At 63.2% G+C, this 17,183-nt stretch carries 15 protein-coding genes and 1 tRNA gene; 13 read left to right on the forward strand and 3 right to left on the reverse strand.

The window, feature by feature from the left end; all coding sequences use genetic code 11:
* Window positions 1-17: 17 nt before the first annotated feature.
* The 5 genes from purB (at window position 18) to QMA10_RS02050 (ending at window position 6,275) form a co-directional block, all read left to right on the forward strand.
* Window positions 18-1,388, forward strand: a complete 1,371-nt coding sequence (gene purB / locus QMA10_RS02030) for an adenylosuccinate lyase (RefSeq protein ID WP_290165755.1) — start codon at window positions 18-20, stop codon at window positions 1,386-1,388.
* A 690-nt stretch (window positions 1,389-2,078) separates the two neighbouring features.
* Window positions 2,079-2,585 (forward strand): pentapeptide repeat-containing protein, encoded by a 507-nt coding sequence (locus tag QMA10_RS17640; protein WP_356833362.1) that lies wholly within the window; start codon window positions 2,079-2,081, stop codon window positions 2,583-2,585.
* Between the two features lie 824 nt (window positions 2,586-3,409).
* Window positions 3,410-4,129, forward strand: a complete 720-nt coding sequence (locus QMA10_RS02040) for a DUF4839 domain-containing protein (protein ID WP_290165675.1) — start codon at window positions 3,410-3,412, stop codon at window positions 4,127-4,129.
* 1,502 nt (window positions 4,130-5,631) lie between these two features.
* A complete protein-coding gene (locus tag QMA10_RS02045; RefSeq protein ID WP_290165677.1) occupies window positions 5,632-6,045 on the forward strand; it encodes a VOC family protein in 414 nt (137 codons plus the stop codon).
* Between the two features lie 56 nt (window positions 6,046-6,101).
* A complete protein-coding gene (locus tag QMA10_RS02050; RefSeq protein ID WP_290165680.1) occupies window positions 6,102-6,275 on the forward strand; it encodes a hypothetical protein in 174 nt (57 codons plus the stop codon).
* 32 nt (window positions 6,276-6,307) lie between these two features.
* Here the strand turns inward: QMA10_RS02050 and rlmN are convergent, their stop codons facing one another.
* Window positions 6,308-7,561, reverse strand: a complete 1,254-nt coding sequence (gene rlmN, locus QMA10_RS02055; RefSeq protein ID WP_290165682.1) for a 23S rRNA (adenine(2503)-C(2))-methyltransferase RlmN — start codon at window positions 7,559-7,561, stop codon at window positions 6,308-6,310.
* A gap of 136 nt (window positions 7,562-7,697) precedes the next feature.
* Between rlmN and QMA10_RS02060 the strand changes: the two genes are divergently transcribed.
* The gene (locus QMA10_RS02060) at window positions 7,698-8,228 is read left to right on the forward strand and encodes a GNAT family N-acetyltransferase (protein WP_290165684.1); all 531 of its coding nucleotides are present in this window, start codon (window positions 7,698-7,700) and stop codon (window positions 8,226-8,228) included.
* Window positions 8,229-8,258: 30 nt separating this feature from the next.
* Here QMA10_RS02060 and QMA10_RS02065 read toward each other — a convergent pair whose 3' ends face one another.
* Complete coding sequence (locus tag QMA10_RS02065) at window positions 8,259-8,744, reverse strand: nucleoside deaminase (protein ID WP_290165757.1); 486 nt, start codon at window positions 8,742-8,744, stop codon at window positions 8,259-8,261.
* A gap of 227 nt (window positions 8,745-8,971) precedes the next feature.
* On the opposite strand from QMA10_RS02065, the gene QMA10_RS02070 reads away from it, so the two are divergent.
* Genes QMA10_RS02070 through QMA10_RS02080 form a run of 3 tightly spaced genes read left to right on the forward strand, consistent with a single transcriptional unit; the run spans window position 8,972 to window position 12,207 of the window.
* Window positions 8,972-9,373 carry a VOC family protein gene (locus QMA10_RS02070; protein ID WP_290165759.1) on the forward strand — a complete coding sequence of 134 codons (402 nt, stop codon included), beginning with the start codon at window positions 8,972-8,974 and terminating at the stop codon, window positions 9,371-9,373.
* Between the two features lie 18 nt (window positions 9,374-9,391).
* The gene (locus QMA10_RS02075) at window positions 9,392-9,763 is read left to right on the forward strand and encodes a VOC family protein (protein ID WP_290165686.1); all 372 of its coding nucleotides are present in this window, start codon (window positions 9,392-9,394) and stop codon (window positions 9,761-9,763) included.
* A 50-nt stretch (window positions 9,764-9,813) separates the two neighbouring features.
* Window positions 9,814-12,207, forward strand: coding sequence for an excinuclease ABC subunit UvrA (locus tag QMA10_RS02080; RefSeq protein ID WP_290165688.1), 2,394 nt, complete (start codon window positions 9,814-9,816; stop codon window positions 12,205-12,207).
* 6 nt (window positions 12,208-12,213) lie between these two features.
* On the opposite strand, the gene QMA10_RS02085 is transcribed toward QMA10_RS02080, so the two are convergent.
* A complete protein-coding gene (locus QMA10_RS02085; protein ID WP_290165689.1) occupies window positions 12,214-13,095 on the reverse strand; it encodes a metal-dependent hydrolase in 882 nt (293 codons plus the stop codon).
* Window positions 13,096-13,192: 97 nt separating this feature from the next.
* Between QMA10_RS02085 and QMA10_RS02090 the strand changes: the two genes are divergently transcribed.
* The 4 genes from QMA10_RS02090 to QMA10_RS02105 all read left to right on the forward strand — a co-directional run bounded on the left by QMA10_RS02090 (window position 13,193) and on the right by QMA10_RS02105 (window position 17,174).
* A tRNA-Met gene (locus QMA10_RS02090) sits at window positions 13,193-13,269 on the forward strand.
* 130 nt (window positions 13,270-13,399) lie between these two features.
* Complete coding sequence (locus tag QMA10_RS02095; protein WP_290165691.1) at window positions 13,400-14,017, forward strand: (2Fe-2S)-binding protein; 618 nt, start codon at window positions 13,400-13,402, stop codon at window positions 14,015-14,017.
* Complete coding sequence (locus QMA10_RS02100) at window positions 14,014-15,093, forward strand: xanthine dehydrogenase family protein subunit M (protein WP_290165692.1); 1,080 nt, start codon at window positions 14,014-14,016, stop codon at window positions 15,091-15,093. Before QMA10_RS02095 ends, QMA10_RS02100 begins: the two co-directional genes overlap by 4 nt.
* Entirely contained in the window at window positions 15,090-17,174 is a 2,085-nt protein-coding gene (locus QMA10_RS02105; protein WP_290165693.1) for a xanthine dehydrogenase family protein molybdopterin-binding subunit, read from the forward strand. Before QMA10_RS02100 ends, QMA10_RS02105 begins: the two co-directional genes overlap by 4 nt.
* The last annotated feature ends 9 nt before the right edge of the window (window positions 17,175-17,183 follow it).

Genomic DNA, 17,183 nt, shown 5'->3' on the forward strand with positions numbered 1-17,183 from the left:
CCTCCGTCACCCCCGCCATTGCCCTTGGCCCGCTGGACGGCCGCTACCGCGGCGTCACGGCACCGCTGGTGGACTACCTGTCCGAAGCGGCCCTGAACCGCGACCGCACGCACGTCGAGGTGGAGTGGCTGATCCACCTCACCTCCAACTCTGTACTTCCGGGCACCTCCCCGCTGAGCGAAGCGCAGCAGGCACAGCTGCGTGACATTGTCACCGGCTTCGACGGCGGCTCCATCGCGGAGCTGGCCGAGATCGAACAGGTCACCGTCCACGATGTGAAGGCCGTGGAGTACTACATCGGCCGCCGGCTCCCCGCGATCGGCATTGAGAACCTGACCGCGCTGGTGCATTTCGGCTGCACTTCCGAGGACGTGAACAACCTCTCCTACGCCCTGGGCGTCAAGGGCGCGGTGGAGAACGTGTGGCTTCCGGCTGCCCATGACCTGGTGGACAGGATCACCGTCATGGCTGAAGAGACCCGGGCCGTGCCGATGCTCTCACGCACCCACGGCCAGCCGGCCACGCCCACCACCCTCGGCAAGGAACTGGCGGTCACCGCCCACCGCCTCACCCGCCAGCTGCGCCGGATCGAAAAGACCGAGTACCTGGGCAAGATCAACGGCGCCACCGGCACCTACGCAGCCCACTACGCTTCTGTGCCCGCCGCCGATTGGGAGCAGGTGGCCCGCAGCTTCGTGGAGGGTCTGGGCCTGACCTGGAATCCCCTGACCACGCAGATTGAATCCCACGACTGGCAGGCCGAGCTCTACGCGGACATCGCCCGCTTCAACCGGATCCTGCACAACTTCTGCACGGATGTGTGGAGCTACATCTCCATTGGCTACTTCAAGCAGATCCCGGTGGCCGGCGCCACGGGTTCCTCCACCATGCCGCACAAGGTGAACCCGATCCGCTTCGAGAACGCCGAGGCCAATCTGGAGATCTCCAACGGCCTGCTGGACACTCTGGCCTCCACTCTGGTGACGTCCCGCTGGCAGCGCGACCTCACGGATTCCTCCTCCCAGCGCAACATCGGCGTGGCGTTTGGCCACTCCGTGCTGGCCATCTCCAACGTGGCCAAGGGCCTGGAACGGCTGGATGTGGCCGACGACGTCCTCGCTGCCGACCTGGACACCAACTGGGAAGTGCTCGGCGAAGCGATCCAGATGGTGATGCGCGCCGAGGCCATCGCGGGTGCACCCGGCATGGAGAACCCGTATGAGCGCCTCAAGGAACTGACCCGCGGCCACCGCGTGGACGCGGAACGGATGCGCGAATTCGTCACCGGCCTGGGACTGCCGGCCGAGGCCGAGGCCCGTCTCCTGGACCTCACCCCCGGCAAGTACATCGGCATCGCCGATGCCCTGGTGGACCACGTCACCAAGTAGTCCACAGCGTACGACGACGGCGGGAGGCCGGGTTGCAGAACCCGGCCTCCCGCCGTCGTTGTTTAACGGCCCTGAAGCCGTGCACTACCTGTGGTGCCGGATCAGAAAATTCTGACCTATTACGTCCGTCCGCTAACGGACAGGCAAGACGCGATGCTACGTTTGGCCGCAGTGACATTCTTATATTCTCTGTGATCCAGAGTCGATGCAGCAGTTCCCGCGCGCTTCCCTTGGGAGCGGTGGTGGTTCAGTGTGCCCTTCAGGGGGACTCTCTCACGAGTTCCCCTGACACCCGGTCCCTCACCGAACTCATTCAGAGAAGAACACATGCCCTGTATATCGAACGACTCCACAGCGTCCTCCGTACCCGTCCTTGATCGGCAATCCCTGCGCCCTGATTGCGGTAACTGCTTCGCACTTTGCTGCACGGCCCTGGGGTTTTCCCGCAGCTCGGACTTCGCCATCGACAAGCCGGCAGGGACTCCCTGTCAAAACCTGAACTCCGACTTTTCCTGCACCATCCACGACAGCCTGCGTCCGCGGGGCTTCCGTGGATGCACCGTCTTTGACTGCTTCGGTGCCGGCCAGAGTGTCTCCCAGGATCTCTTTCAAGGACTCAGCTGGAAAGCGGATCCGGGAACAGCGAAGGATATGTTTCCGGCGTTCAAAGTTGTCCGGCAACTTCACGAGATGCTCTGGTTCCTGGCAGAAGCCGCCGGCAAAACCTTCGATCCGGACACCTCACAACAGATCAACGAACTCAGAAGGGCGATCGAGGATGCGATGGGAGACCTGCAGCAGGTCCTGGCCCTTGACGTTGGCGCCATGCATGGCCGGGTCCGGTCCGTGTTGATGGAAGTCAGCGAAGAAGTGAGATCCGCATATCTTGCCGCCGGTGATGATCATCTGGATGCTGAGCTTGTCCCGGGAGCGGATCTCATGGGCAGGAAGATGAAATCCCGGTCGCTGTGCGGCGCAGATCTTCGAGGCGCTTATCTCATTGCTGCGGACCTGCGGGGCTGCAACCTTTCAGGCGCTAACCTCCTTGGTGCTGATCTCCGAGACGCCCGTCTTGGAGGGGCCGACCTCTCCAAAACCCTCTACCTAACCCAGGCCCAACTGAACGCCGCCCACGGCGATGCACTCACGCTTCTACCCTCCGAACTCGACTATCCTGCCCACTGGCTCAACAGCTAAGGACGGCAGATAAGTATTCACCGGCAGGCAACTCCACTCGGCAGTTGCCTGCCGGGCAGCACCGGGAACCATCGACGGAAGGAGTTCGGTAGCCGGCAGGCTAACCCGCCAATGTGTTCGCTGAGCCTAAAGCGACACGCGCACCGCACATTCTTATCGGCCGGTTCTCTGCCGCTGCCGCGGCAGGGGCGTCAACATCGCCCAGAATCTTCTTCATAGACGGCTCGTAATAGAAACCCTAAGTCCCTTGATGACCGGCAGGGCGCGAAACTGCCTGCTTGCCCCTCTCGCCACAGCCCAGAGGGGACACCGCGGGCAGATTATCGATAGCGCCAGACTAGGAGGTTGGTAATCCTATGGACGATGCAGATAGATCAGTCCCTTTAGCTGGTCCCCACTGTGGAACCACCTGCGGACAGCGACCGCCGGCTGAGAATCCGGGCCAGTACATGGCCGGCGGCATACATGTTCCGGCGCAACTTTTCCGTATTGCACGTCCAGTTGGTTCACAAGCGTTTGCAAACCCAAGCCCAAGCTCTCAGGGTGGACGACACTGAGCATAACGAGGCAAGAGGAAAATACGTCCATCAAATCGAGTTATGGTTAGCTAATATCGCTGGGCCAAGTCTCAGACAAGGTTTTCGCGTAATCGTGAGATATATATTGAGCAAGCACCACGACTGCTGGCGTCGCTCCGCACGCCGAGTAAGAACCGAATTCTCGAGAGGTCCTCCGAAATGGTAAAACACTTTCTTACCGGCACAGTCACGGTGTCACTGCTGGTACTGACATCAGCCTGTGGAAATCCGCCTGACCCAGCCAATATGCTAAGCACACCTTCGTCGTCAAAAGATTTCAAGGACAAGGGCTACGAAGGCGTAATCGATGACCTAACAAGGGCCGGCTTCACTAATGTAGAGCCGAAGCCATTGGACGACTTGATCACTGGTTGGATAACCAAAGAGGATTCGGTGGAAACGATCTCCATTAACGGGGACTCCCTTTTCACTACAGACGACAGCTTTCCCAAAGATGCGGAAATACTTGTTTCGTATCACTCGTTCAAAGTAGATCCTGATGAGCCTTCGGAGTCTGCGACTGCGGCTGCCTCCGAAACGAGTTCCGTTTCTGCCGAGCCGTCCTCGAGCCAAGACGCAAAAGAAGAATATCTAACAATAGCGAATAACAGAGATCTTGCATCACTTCTATCTACTCGGGATCCCTTCGAGCTGGGCAAAGATTTTGTCGAAAAATATGAGGGCAGAACCATTGAATTCGATGGATATATAGCCCATATGGCGAATCACGGCACATACAAGACAAGATATGACATCTTGATCTATTCCGGTGATTTCAACGATTCTCATGGTCCATCCTTTCAGTTAAACGACGTCAACATAGTCTCTGACCTAAATCTCACCGGCCCAAAGATCCCTGACACTCTCCGTGAAGGCGACAACATCCACATCATTGCGAAAGTCGCCGGCTACAACGCAGGTGGAGACCTACTACTCCTTGACCCGATTACCACCGAAATACGCTGACCGTCTCCTTGACGAGTATCGAAAACGCTTCAAGACGCAGACTGCGAGCTTCGGCCCGCTTCCCGCCAGAATCTGGACCTAGTATTTTGTTGCCTGTGCACAGACACCCCGCAATCGTCGTTCTGTGTGGGCTTCTATGACTGTCCCGTAACCCGATCTATTATCGGGAGGGATGATTGCCTTCGCAGGTGTTCCAGGTGCCAGCCAAGCAACGACGGCGACGGCGGATGTATACAAGCAGTGACTCCCGATGCTTCGTCGAGCGGAATCTGGCGGACACACAACGGGACCATGGGTTTCTCGAACTCGACTCCCATCATGGTCGTTCATGGCGTTCCTGTTGTCAGAGAATCCTCTATTAGCGCCCGACGGGTCTCCGATACTCACTAATGAATGCCCCGAACAAAAGGAGGACGCGCTAGTGGAAGACTTTCCTCCGGCCGCATTCGTACGGCAACGCAGGATGAAGCGTGTTGCGCGATGCTTTTTCGCCGTCGGAGTCTTAACGGTCTCCCTACCCCTGATTGCCGGGCTCTTTAATCAAAATATAGCTTTGCCAATCGGGGTGATTGTTGCAGATCTGATGATGATAGGAGTCGTCATTCAAGCCCGGTCCGACCCGATCTTTGCTCGGAGGTCGGTAGATCAAGAAGATCCCGCATGACGATCACTGGATGCTGGCAGCTATCACCACAATAGGATCGGCTTACAGCTTCCAATTTCTTAGTTGAGAAGAATGATTGCTATAAATGCAAAGGCGATGACGAGCAGTACACCGAAGATTACCCAGGACCGCTTAGGGACAGAAAAATCCGCGAAGGCGCCCTAGCGAATTGCCTTAACTCCGGGGACGATAATGGCTAGACAACTCCCGACTACGAAAACAAGTGCAATCCACGCCAGCCAAACGTCCAATTTCTAAGCCTTTTCTCTAAAAATGATTTCGTAATCATCGAACCATAGGCCGACCCTCCAAGCTATGTGGCGAAATTGTGGTGACAGGCCGTCCGCAAGCCGGTCCCTCAGCGCGATGCGCGGCTACCGCTTCTCCTCCGCAGACATGGCGATGTCGTTGTTGACGCCGCAAACTTGCGCATGCCCCGCCCGCAAGGATGCGGTGAAGTGGGCCGAACGCTACAGCAGGGTGCATGCAATTACACGTCAGCTCTGACGCCGGGGCGTGCATTAATACGAGGTGCTCGTTGAAGAAGGTCCCCGCTGAGAACACAAGCCCCCGGCCTCTTCGACGGGAACTCAGTTGGTATCCCGTTGCGGTCACTGACACGAGCGGAGCAATAGCGCGTGAACGAATACGCCGGGAGCCTCAACCTGTCAACGCACCGCGGTCAATTCATGATTGACGGGCAGGAGGAATTTTTGTTGCAGGAATGTTCATCACAGGACATGGATTCGGGAAACTAATTCGCAATATTCCGCCCGCGGATTCATTCCTGCGGCTCCTCCCGCAGCGTACGACGGTCCGGGGCCGTTATGGTGGGCGCATGACTGGATTCCCTCAGCTGCTCCACACCGTTTTGGACACACACGATGTGCGGGGACTGGCAGAGTTCTACCGCCAGCTCCTCGGGCTGCAGTACCGCACGGGAGATGAACCCTCACAGCAGGGGACGGCCGATGACGTCGATTGGCTCGTGCTCACCGACACGCAGGGCAGCCGCAAACTCGCCTTTCAGCAGGCAGAACATCTTCAGCGGACCACCTGGCCCCGGCCGGATGTGCCGATGCAGATGCACCTGGACCTCACCGTTCCGGACCGTAGGGCACTTGAAGGGCAGCATGCCAGGGCATTGGCTCTGGGAGCTGAACTTCTTTTGGACCGCACAGACAATCCCGATGAGCCGTTATACGTTTACGCTGATCCGGCCGGGCACCCGTTCTGCATCTTCGTGGCCTAACAGGACTCAGGAATCCGCATTTGGGCGGCGGACCGTTCAAAGGCAGACTGGGCTCCATGGAATTCACGGCAAAGATTCAGAGGTACCTTGGCGTGCAGCCGGTAAAGGTCCTCGACCAGTATGAGAAGGCTTCCCGCGCAGCCTATTTGACGTGCGTGAGATGCGGAGCCTTTGTCTCAGCTGAACACCAGATGCTGCACAACAACTGGCACGCGGCCCACGGCGGGTAAGGATTACCCCTACCCGCCGGGGGATCCGGTTCTTAGTCCGCAGCAGCCAGCTGGCCGCAGGCGCCGTCGATTTCCTTGCCGCGGGTGTCCCGCAGCGTGGTGGGGATGCCGGCGTCAATCAGGTGGTTGATGAACTCGCGGGTCACGTGCGGTTCCGGCGAGGTCCAGATGGAACCCGGGGTGGGGTTCAGCGGAATGGGATTCACATGCACCCAGCCGCGGCCGCGGGCATTGAGCTTCTTGGCCAGCAGGTCGGCGCGCCAGGGGTGGTCATTCATGTCCTTGATCAGCGCATATTCGATCGACACGCGGCGGCCCGTGACGCGGTAGTAGTTGTACGCGGCGTCCAGGGCCTCGTCCACCTTCCAGCGGCTGTTGACCGGGATCAGCTCGTCACGCAGCTCATCGTCCGGAGCGTGCAGACTCAGCGCAAACGTGACGGGGATGTTTTCCGCGGCCAGCTTGTTGATGGCCGGAACCAGGCCCACGGTGGAGACCGTGATGTTGCGGGCGCTCATGCCCAGGCCCTCCGGGACCTCGGCGGCCATCCGGTGCACGGCGTTCATCACGCGCTTGTAGTTGGCCAGCGGCTCACCCATGCCCATGAAGACAATGTTGGTGACGCGCTCGGCGTCGTGCCCGCCGTCGCGGCGCTTGCCGCCGAGGCCGCCTTCCTTGATCACGCGGTTGGCCTGGACAATCTGGTCCAGGATTTCCGCGGTGGACATGTTCCGGGTCAGGCCGGCCTGGCCCGTGGCGCAGAACGGGCAGTTCATGCCGCAGCCGCACTGGCTGGATACGCACAGCGTGATCCGGCCGGGGTAACGCATGAGGACCGATTCCACGAGGGAGCCGTCGAAGAGCCGCCACAGGAATTTGATGGTGTCACCGTTGTCCGTGGTCAGGCGTTTGACCTCGGTGAGCAGCGTCGGGAACATTTCCTTCACCAGGTCATCGCGGCGCTCCTTGGGGAGGTCGCTCATGGCTTCGGGGTCCGTGGTGTAGTGCTGGAAATAGTGCACCGAGAGCTGCTTGGCGCGGAACGCCGGAAGGCCCAGCTCCTTGAGCTTGGCCTGGCGCTCGGGCAGGGTCAGATCAGCCAGGTGCACCGGAGGCTGTGACACCCGCGGGGACTTGAACTGAAGCAGCGGGCGGCCGTCGGGTTCCTTGGCCTGTTCCCAGCCCTCGGTGGCGGGCCGCACCTGCGTTTTCCGCGCCTGCAGCTGGGCCTTGGAAGTGCCAACCGGCCTGGACGGGTTTGCGGGGGAAGTATCGAGGGAAGTCATCTCTTCCATTTTTGCATGCATCCGGTTTCTCTGCTTCTCTTAGCCAACTTGCCATGCAGCTGAAACACCGCTGAAACGGCACGCCCCTAGATTGAAGGAAAATCCGTGTTTCGGAGCACCTTCCGCAGGAGGCCCTATGCTTGCCGACCACCCGCCGCACCTCACCATCAGGGAAGTGCCCTGGAGCAATCCTGTGGGCGCCGATCTGCGCGCCGCCCAGCAGGCCGAACTGAACAGCCGCTTTGGAACCTCAACGCCGGAACCGGCGCCGCCCACCGCGGAGGACATGACAGTTTTTCTCGTCGCGTACGAGAAGAGCTCCGGCCAGCCCCTTGGCTGCGGCGGCCTGCGGCGGCTGGATGACTTCACGGCTGAAATCAAACGGATCTATGTTCTTCCCTACGCCCGCGGCTCCGGGATCGCCACTGCCGTGCTGGCAGCGCTGGAATACCGGGCCCGGGCCGCCGGATATGCAGTCATCACTGCCGAATCCGGGTCTGCCCAGCCCGACGGACAGCGTTTCTATCAGCACGGCGGCTACACAGTGGTGCCGAACTTCGGCCCCTACGCCGAGGTGCCGGACTCGGTGTGCTTTGCGAAGACCATCGGCCCCGGCATCCAGACGCAGATGCCTCCGGCTTCCGCTCCCTGGGGCAGACTCGGCTGAAGCACGACCGGCCGGCCGACAGGGCAAGCGTCAGTAGTCGATGCGGTCCTCCGCCGCGGTCCAGGCTTCAAACGGAGCGGTTGCGGGAACATCCTCAACCGCCACCTGCGTCACCTGAAGCGAGCGCTCCTCAACCGGAGTCTCAAAGTACTCGTAGAACACCGCGTCATCGAAGCCGGCGCGGGCCGCGTCATGCCGGTCCGCGGCGAAAACAACCCGGTCCAGCCGTGCCCACAGTGAGGAAGCCAGGCACATGGGGCAGGGTTCACAGCTGGTGTAAAGCACCGCACCGCTGAGGTCATGCGTCCCGGTGCCGGCGCCCGCCGCTCGGATGGCCGTCACTTCGGCGTGCGCGGTGGGATCGTGGTTCGCGGTCACCCGGTTGACGCCCTCAAAAACCGAACCGTCGGCCGTGACGACGACGGCGCCGAACGGGCCGCCGCCGGCGGCAACGTTTTCAGTGGCCAGGTTGATGGCACGGGCAAGATACTCGGCGTCACTGATGGTCATGGACATCTCCTTGAGTGGGGACGGCGGCAACAGCTGCCGGATCTGCCAGGTAGATAGCACCATGCGGTGCCCGCCTTCGGCAGCACAAGGCTAACATCGGGACCCGGCAAACACGCTGCAGCGTGTTACGGCTCTGGACGGGGCAGCGCAGCTGTGACAGCGTTCTTAGTTGGGGGACGGGTTCTTTGGGGGACGGACCGCAGCACCGTCGAAAGGACATGGCCGTGGATCGCATGATTTTCCCCAACCTCCCCGTTGCTGACCTTCGCGCAGCCACTGACTTCTATTTGGGCCTGGGATTCAAGCAGAGCCCTCAATTCAGCAATGAGGGCTGTGCGGCGGTGGTCATTTCAGACACGATTGTCCTCATGCTGCTGCAGCAGGATTTCTTCGCGGGGTTCCTTCCCGAGGGAGACTCCCCGCATCTGCGGGCAGCGGGCAAGGAAGTGCTGAACTGCCTGAGCTGCGGCAGCCGTGAAGAGGTGGACACCTTCCTGGCGAACTGCGCAGAGAACGGCGGAGCCGTGTTTCAACCCGCCCGTGAGCAGATGCCCGGCATGTATTCCGGTGCTGCCACTGACCCGGACGGGCACGTCTGGGAGTTCATGTGGATGGATCCGTCCATCCCCGAATAGAGCCTGGGAGGGCTGCGTTTGTATCCCGTCATCTATCCGCGCCTCCCGGTGAACGATCTGGACCGGTCCACCGGCTTCTACATAGGTTTGGGGTTTTCCCTCAACGAAAAGCTCAGCACCCTTGACCTTTCCGCCGTTGACATCTCCGCCGCCATTGTCCTGCTGCTTCAGCCAAGGCCTGTCACCCAGAAAACCCGGACGGCCCTGGCTTTTCCCACCCGCAGCGAGGTTGATGAGATTCTCGCCGCCTGCGTGCCGGGCGGCGGCAGGGTCATGCGGCGTGCCAAGCTCCGGGACAAGGGTGTCTATCTGGGAACGGCTGCAGATCCGGACGGGCACCTCTGGGATTTCTTTTGCCGCGGCCCCCAGCCGTGGGAGGGTAACCTGTAGCCCCGGGCGGAGGCAGGACCACCCATGAGAAGAACGGCACGCACATGGCTATGTCACCTAAAACGGCCGCGGCAACCGGCTCACCATCCCCGCACGCGGCCGACCGCCAGGATGTCATCCGGGTTTCCGGCGCACGGGAGAACAACCTGCGTCAGGTCAGCGTTGAGATTCCCAAACGCCGTCTCACCGCCTTTACCGGGGTCTCCGGTTCCGGCAAGAGCTCGCTGGTTTTTGGCACCATTGCGGCGGAGTCGCAGCGGCTCATCAACGAAACCTACAGTGCCTTCCTGCAGGGCTTCATGCCCAGCCTGGCCCGGCCCGATGTTGATCTGCTGGAAGGGCTGACCACCGCCATCATCGTGGACCAGGAGCGGATGGGCGCCAATCCGCGCTCCACCGTGGGTACCGCCACGGACGCCAATGCCATGCTCCGGATCATCTTCAGCCGGCTCGGCCAGCCGCAGATCGGCTCCCCCAACGCCTATTCCTTCAATGTCCCCTCTGTGAAGGCCAGCGGAGCCATCACCGTGGAACGCGGCGGCCGGACCAAAGCCGAGAAGGCCACGTTCAACCGGCTCGGCGGCATGTGCCCGCGGTGCGAGGGCATGGGATCCGTGAAGGACTTTGACCTGACCGCGCTCTACGATGACAGCAAATCCCTGAACGAGGGAGCGCTCACCATCCCCGGCTACAGCATGGACGGCTGGTACGGCCGCATCTACAGCAGCACCGGCTTCTTTGATCCGGACAAACCGATTGCCAAGTTCACGAAACGCGAACTGCACGACCTGCTCTACAAGGAACCCACCAAGATCAAGGTGGAGGGCATCAACCTGACCTATGAGGGGTTGATCCCGAAAATCTCCAAGTCCATGCTGTCCAAGGATCCGGAGGCGATGCAGCCGCACATCCGCGCCTTTGTGGACCGTGCCATCACGTTCACCACCTGCCCCGAGTGCGGCGGCACCCGGCTCAGCGCAGAAGCCCGTTCCTCCAAAATCGACGGCAAGAACATCGCCGACGCGTGCGCCCTGCAAATCTCCGACCTGGCGGAATGGATCCGCACCCTCAGGGAACCGTCAGTCGCGCCGCTGCTAACGGGCCTGCAGCACCTGCTGGACTCCTTTGCTGAAATCGGCCTGGGCTACCTCAGCCTGGACCGCCCCTCGGGAACGCTGTCAGGCGGCGAGTCCCAGCGCACTAAGATGATCCGGCACCTCGGCTCCTCGCTGACGGACGTTACCTATGTTTTTGACGAACCCACCATCGGCCTGCACCCGCATGACATCGAGCGGATGAACCGCCTGCTGCTGCAGCTGCGGGACAAGGGCAACACCGTGCTGGTGGTGGAGCACAAACCCGAAACCATCGCCGTCGCGGATCATGTCATTGATCTGGGTCCCGGGGCCGGGAGCGACGGCGGGACAGTGTGCTTCGAGGGCACCGTGGAAGACCTGCGCCGCAGCGGTACGGTCACCGGACAACATCTCGATGACCGGGCCCGGCTGAAGGACAGCGTCCGCACCCCCGACGGCGCACTGGAGGTCCGCGGTGCCGGCACGAACAACCTCCGGGATGTCGACGTCGATATCCCCCTGGGCGTGTTCTGCGTGCTCACCGGGGTGGCCGGCTCAGGCAAGAGTTCGCTCATCTCCGGGTCAGTGGCGCGCAGGGACGGCGTCGTCGTCATAGACCAGGGAGCCATCAAAGGGTCCCGGCGCAGCAACCCCGCCACCTACACGGGGCTGCTGGAACCCATCCGCAAGGCCTTTGCAAAAGCCAACGGCGTCAAACCCGCCCTGTTTAGTTCCAATTCCGCGGGTGCCTGCCCGGTCTGCAACGGGGCCGGCGTGATCTTCACCGATCTGGGAGTGATGGCCACGGTGGAGTCCACGTGTGAAGAATGCGGCGGCAAGCGGTTTCAGGCGGCCGTGCTGGAATACACCCTGGGCGGCAGGAACATTTCCGAAGTGCTTGGCATGTCCGTGACCGACGCCGGGGCCTTCTTCGGCAGCGGCGGCGAAGCCGCAACCCCGGCAGCCCACAGGGTCCTGGTCCGGCTCGCCGACGTCGGCCTGGGCTACCTCCACCTCGGCCAGCCGCTCACCACACTCTCCGGCGGGGAGCGGCAGCGGTTGAAGCTGGCCGCCCAGATGGCGGAAAAGGGCACCGTCTACGTTCTGGACGAGCCCACCACAGGCCTGCACCTGGCGGACGTGGAACAGCTGCTGGGGCTGCTGGACCGGCTCGTTGATTCCGGCAAATCCCTGATAGTCATTGAGCATCACCAGGCGGTGATGGCGCACGCAGACTGGATCATCGATCTGGGTCCGGGCGCCGGGCACGACGGCGGCCGCATAGTCTTCGAGGGCACACCGGCGGACCTGGTGGCCGGCAAATCCACGCTCACCGGTCAGCATTTAGCCGCTTACGTGGGCGCCTGAGCCGGTTTATCCGGCCGGCTGCACGCAGATGGTGTCCATGATGACGGTCACCGCGCCGTCGCCTTCTGTTGCCGTGAGCGTGACCTGGATGCCCCCGGTCTCCTGCAGGGAAGCGGCGTGCGTTCCGCCGCACGGAATGGAAACGGTGCCCTCGGGCAGGTCAACGCTCCAGCGCCGCATATCGGTGAGACCGTCCCCGTCGCACTCGATCCGTACCGCGGCTCCGGTGGCGGTCCAGTCCGCCAGGATGGCATTGATGCCGGCTTCCGCAGCGGGCAGGTCCGCGAGCAGGGCGTCCGGAACAAAGCCCTTGCGGCGCAGTGACTTGCCCAGCCGGTAAACATCGGTGGAGCCGTGCTCGGTGATGGTGGACGTCTCGATGGCCAGGGCGTCAAAGTTCGGGTTGCCGGCGGCATCCGTGAGAACGTCCTTTTTCCAGGCTCCGGCCAGCTGCCGGTTCAGTGCCAGCGATGCCAGATGGCAGGCCGTGTGGCCGGCGGAGAGGGCGCTCCGGTATGCCGCGTCCACCTCGATCCGCACGGAGTCCCCAACATTTACGGCAGCGCCGGCCGGGAGCAGGTGGGCCACGGTGAAGGCCCACCCTTCGGTGCCCTTCTTGACCGGAATGGCCGCGCCCAGGAACAGGCCGGTTCCGTCGGTGGCGGCCACTACGGCGTCGCGGACCTCATGGGAGGTCCCGTCGGCCGTGGTCAGCACAGCACGGTCCGCGCCCTGGTCCGGCCACCCGGCATCCACCGGATGCACGGCGGTGGTGTCCAGCAGGACCACGCGGGCGCCGTCGGCGTCTGCAACGTGCAGGACGGTGCCGGAGGAGTCCACGGCGCCGGAGGGATAGGTGACAGTTGTATCTATGGTAGGCAGGCTCACAGCCCCACCCTACAGAGGAAACTTTGCCGGTTTGAGCGTGACGGCAGTCACTGGATTCTTCATCCCGGCCCACATGGGGGTAGAGTTCTAAGTACGACGCGGGGTGGAGCAGTTCGGTAGCTCGCTGGGCTCATAACCCAGAGGTCGCAAGTTCAAATCTTGCCCCCGCAACCAAGAAGATGGTCCCCACCGGTGAAAACCGGTGGGGACCATTCTGTTTAAGCGGCGGTGGACAGTTGTCCCCGCCACATGTCCTCCGGTAGGTTTCACCACCAAAGAAACTCTACTCAAGGGCGGTGTGTAGTTGGATTCTGAAATAACGCTGCAGGTGGACGGCAGCGAACGGACCCTGACCGTGGACACCCGCACCACAGTGCTGGACGCACTGCGGGACCGGCTCGGAGTGACGTCCCCCAAGAAGGGCTGTGACCACGGGCAGTGCGGTGCCTGCACCGTGCTGCTGGACGGGCGGCGGGCGAATTCCTGCCTGACCCTCGCGGTGGCGCACGACGGCGCTGAAGTCATCACTGCGGAAGGGCTCGCCGATGTGGTTCCGGACGGGCACCTGCATCCGGTGCAGCAGGCTTTCCTGGAACAGGACGGCTTCCAGTGCGGCTACTGCACTCCGGGGCAGATCTGCTCCGCCGCCGGCATGATCGAAGAAGCCGCGGCCGGGCATCCCTCCACCGCAACCGATCCGGCGGCCGAGGGCGGGATCAGCCTCACCGATGATGAGATCCGCGAGCGCATGAGCGGAAACCTGTGCCGCTGCGGCGCGTACGTAAACATTGTGGCGGCAGTGCACCAGGCGGCCGAGACGGCCGCATCCCTGCGCAAGGGGCTGCCCGATCCGGCTGAAGCTGCGGTGCCGGACTCCCCCACCGCAGCCTCAATGCCCGCCCATCCGGAGGACCGGCCATGATCCCCTTCGATTATCGGCGGGCCGAGGACGCCGCGTCCGCCGTTGCCCTGGTTTCAGCCCGTCCCGATGCGGCGTTCCTGGCCGGCGGCACCAACCTTGTGGACCGGATGAAGCTCGGGATTGCTTCACCCACCCTGCTGGTGGACGTCAGCCGGCTGCCGCTGGACACCGTGGATGTGCTCGACGACGGCCGGGTGCGGATCGGCACCAACGTCCGCAACGCTGATCTGGCCGCCAATGCCCACATCCGCCGCCGCTATCCGGCTTTGTCCGCGGCACTGCTCTCCGGCGCCTCCGGGCAGCTGCGGAACCTGGCCACCACCGGCGGCAACCTCCTGCAGCGCACACGCTGCGTGTATTTTCAGGACCCCACTACGCCGTGCAACAAGCGCGAGCCCGGATCCGGCTGCTCCGCCGTCGACGGCTACACCCGCTACCACGCCATCCTCGGCGCATCCGGGGACTGCGTGGCAACACACCCCTCGGACATGGCCGTGGCCCTGGCCGCACTGGACGCCGCCGTGGTGGTCCTCGGCCCGGCCGGCGAACGGGTCATCCCGGTCAGCGACTTCCACCGGCTCCCCGGGAACGAGCCGCACCGGGACACCGTCCTGGAACACGGTGAGCTCATCACCGCCGTCGAACTTCCGCCCGCACCCGCGCGGTCCGCGTACCGGAAGGTGCGGGACCGCGCGTCGTACGCCTTTGCGCTGGTCTCAGTGGCGGCGGCCCTGGAACTGGAGGACGACGCCGCCAACCCGCCGGTAATCCGTGACGTGCGCATCGCCCTGGGCGGGGTGGCGCACAAGCCATGGCGCGCACTGCAGGCTGAAGCCGCGCTGCGCGGAGCGGAGGCCACCGAGGAGAATTTCCGGGCCGCGGCCGATGCAGAGCTGGCGGCCGCTGAACCGCTGCGGGAGAACGGCTTCAAGATTCCAATGGTCCGCAACACGCTGGCCGCGGTGCTCCGGGAGCTGGCCGGGATTCCTGTCCCGGACGCCGGCGCCGCAGGAACGAACCATCCCGAAGGCCATGCCGGTCCCGGGAACACCGGCTGGGAGGAACTGGACTCATGAGCAACCTGCTGCCCGGGAGGGCCATCGGCACGCCGTATGAACGCCTGGACGGTGAACTGAAGGTCAGAGGAACCGCCCCGTACGCGTATGAGCAGCCGGTCCAGAACCCGCTGTATCTCCACCCCGTGCTCTCCACCATTGCCCGGGGCACTGTGAAGCGGGTCGAAAGTGCCGCGGCTGAAGCCGTCAGCGGAGTCTTCACGGTCCTCACGTCGGAGACAACGCCCCGTCTGGAAGACCCGTCCGACCGCGAACTGGCAGTCCTGCAGGACAACAGCATTGGTTACCGTGGTCAGATTGTGGCCGCGGTCCTTGCCGAAACCCCCGAGATTGCCCGGGAAGCCGCTGCGGCCGTCACCGTCACGTACACGGAGGAGCCGTTCTCAGCCCAGCTTCGCGCAGACGGGCCGGAGCTGTATGCGCCGGAGGAACTCAATGCCGGAACCCCTACGGACAGCAGCGAGGGGGACGTGGATACAGCCTTTGCCACTGCCGCGCTGAAGGTTGAACAGACCTATTCCACTCCGGCAGAACACAACAACCCGCTGGAACCGCACGCCACGGTGGCACAGTGGGACGGGTCCGTGCTGACCCTGTGGGACTCCACCCAGGGCGTGCATGCCGTGAAGGGCACGCTGGCGCAGGTGCTCGGGCTGGAGGAAGAGCAGGTTCATGTCATTGCCCCGCACGTGGGCGGCGGGTTCGGCTCCAAGGGGATGCCGCACGTCCATGTGGTGATGGCCGCGCTGGCGGCGCAGGTGACCGGGGGCCGGCCGGTGAAGTTTCCGGTCACCCGCCGGCAGATGTACACGCTGACCAGCCACCGCACCCCCACCCTCCAGCGCATCAGACTCGGCGCCGCCGACGACGGCCGGCTCACCGCCATGTCCCTGGACATCGTGGAACACACCTCCCGGATCAAAGAGTTCGCCGAGCAAACCCCGGCGCCGTTCCGGATGATGTACGCGTCCCCCAACCGGAGCACCACCACCCGGGTGGCACCGCTGGACATACCGGTTCCGTCGTGGATGCGGGCACCCGGTGAGTGTCCGGGCATGTTCGGCCCCGAAGTTGCCATGGATGAACTCGCCGCCGCGGCCGGGCTGGATCCCATTGAGCTGCGGCGCCGGAATGAACCGGGCGTGGACCCGGAGACCGGCAACCCGTGGTCCAGCCGGCATTTGCTGGAGTGCTTTGACCTCGGCGCCGAATGCTTCGGCTGGGACCGGCGGGTGACCCGGCCGCGCTCCGTGCAGGAGGACGGCTGGCTGGTGGGTCTGGGGACGGCCAGTGCCGTCTACCCGTTCATGCGCCAGCCCGCCAATACGGCGCGGATCCGCTATGAGCAGGACGGCATTTACTCGGTGCAGATTGGCGCCGCGGACATTGGCACCGGCGCGTGGACGGCCCTGACGCAGATCGCGGCCGACGCCCTGGAGGCACCGATTGACCGGATCCGGCTGGGGATCGGAGACACGAAGTTCCCGGCAGCGTCGGTGGCGGGCGGATCCTCAGGTACGGCGAGCTGGGGCGGAACGATCATTGCCGCCGCGCGTGCGTTCCGGGCGGACCACGGAGAGCATCCCTCCCCCGGCGCACAGACCGAGGCCAGGGCACCGCAGGACCCCGAGGCGGAGAACCTGGCCCTGTACTCCTTCGGCGCCCATTTCGCTGAAGTCCGAATCTCTGCGGACACCGGGGAAATCCGGGTAGCGCGCATGCTGGGGGTGTTTTCCGCCGGCCGGATTATCAATCCGCGCACGGCACGGTCGCAGTTCCTGGGCGGCATGACCATGGGCCTGGGCATGGCACTGCATGAGCAGAGTGTGCTGGACCCCCGGTTCGGCATCTTCGTGAACCATGACCTGGCCGAGTACCACATTCCCACCAATGCCGATGTGCTGGACATGGAAGCCCTGTGGATTGAAGACCGGGACGAGCACGCCGGCCCGCTGGGCGCCCGCGGCATCGGTGAAATCGGAATTGTGGGCAGCGCTGCCGCCATCGCCAACGCCGCGTACAACGCCTCCGGGATCCGGGTTCGGGATTTGCCGCTGACGCCGGACAAATTCCTGACGTAACCGGGCCGT

The sequence above is a fragment of the Arthrobacter sp. APC 3897 genome, assembly GCF_030407495.1.
Lineage (GTDB): Bacteria > Actinomycetota > Actinomycetes > Actinomycetales > Micrococcaceae > Arthrobacter_B.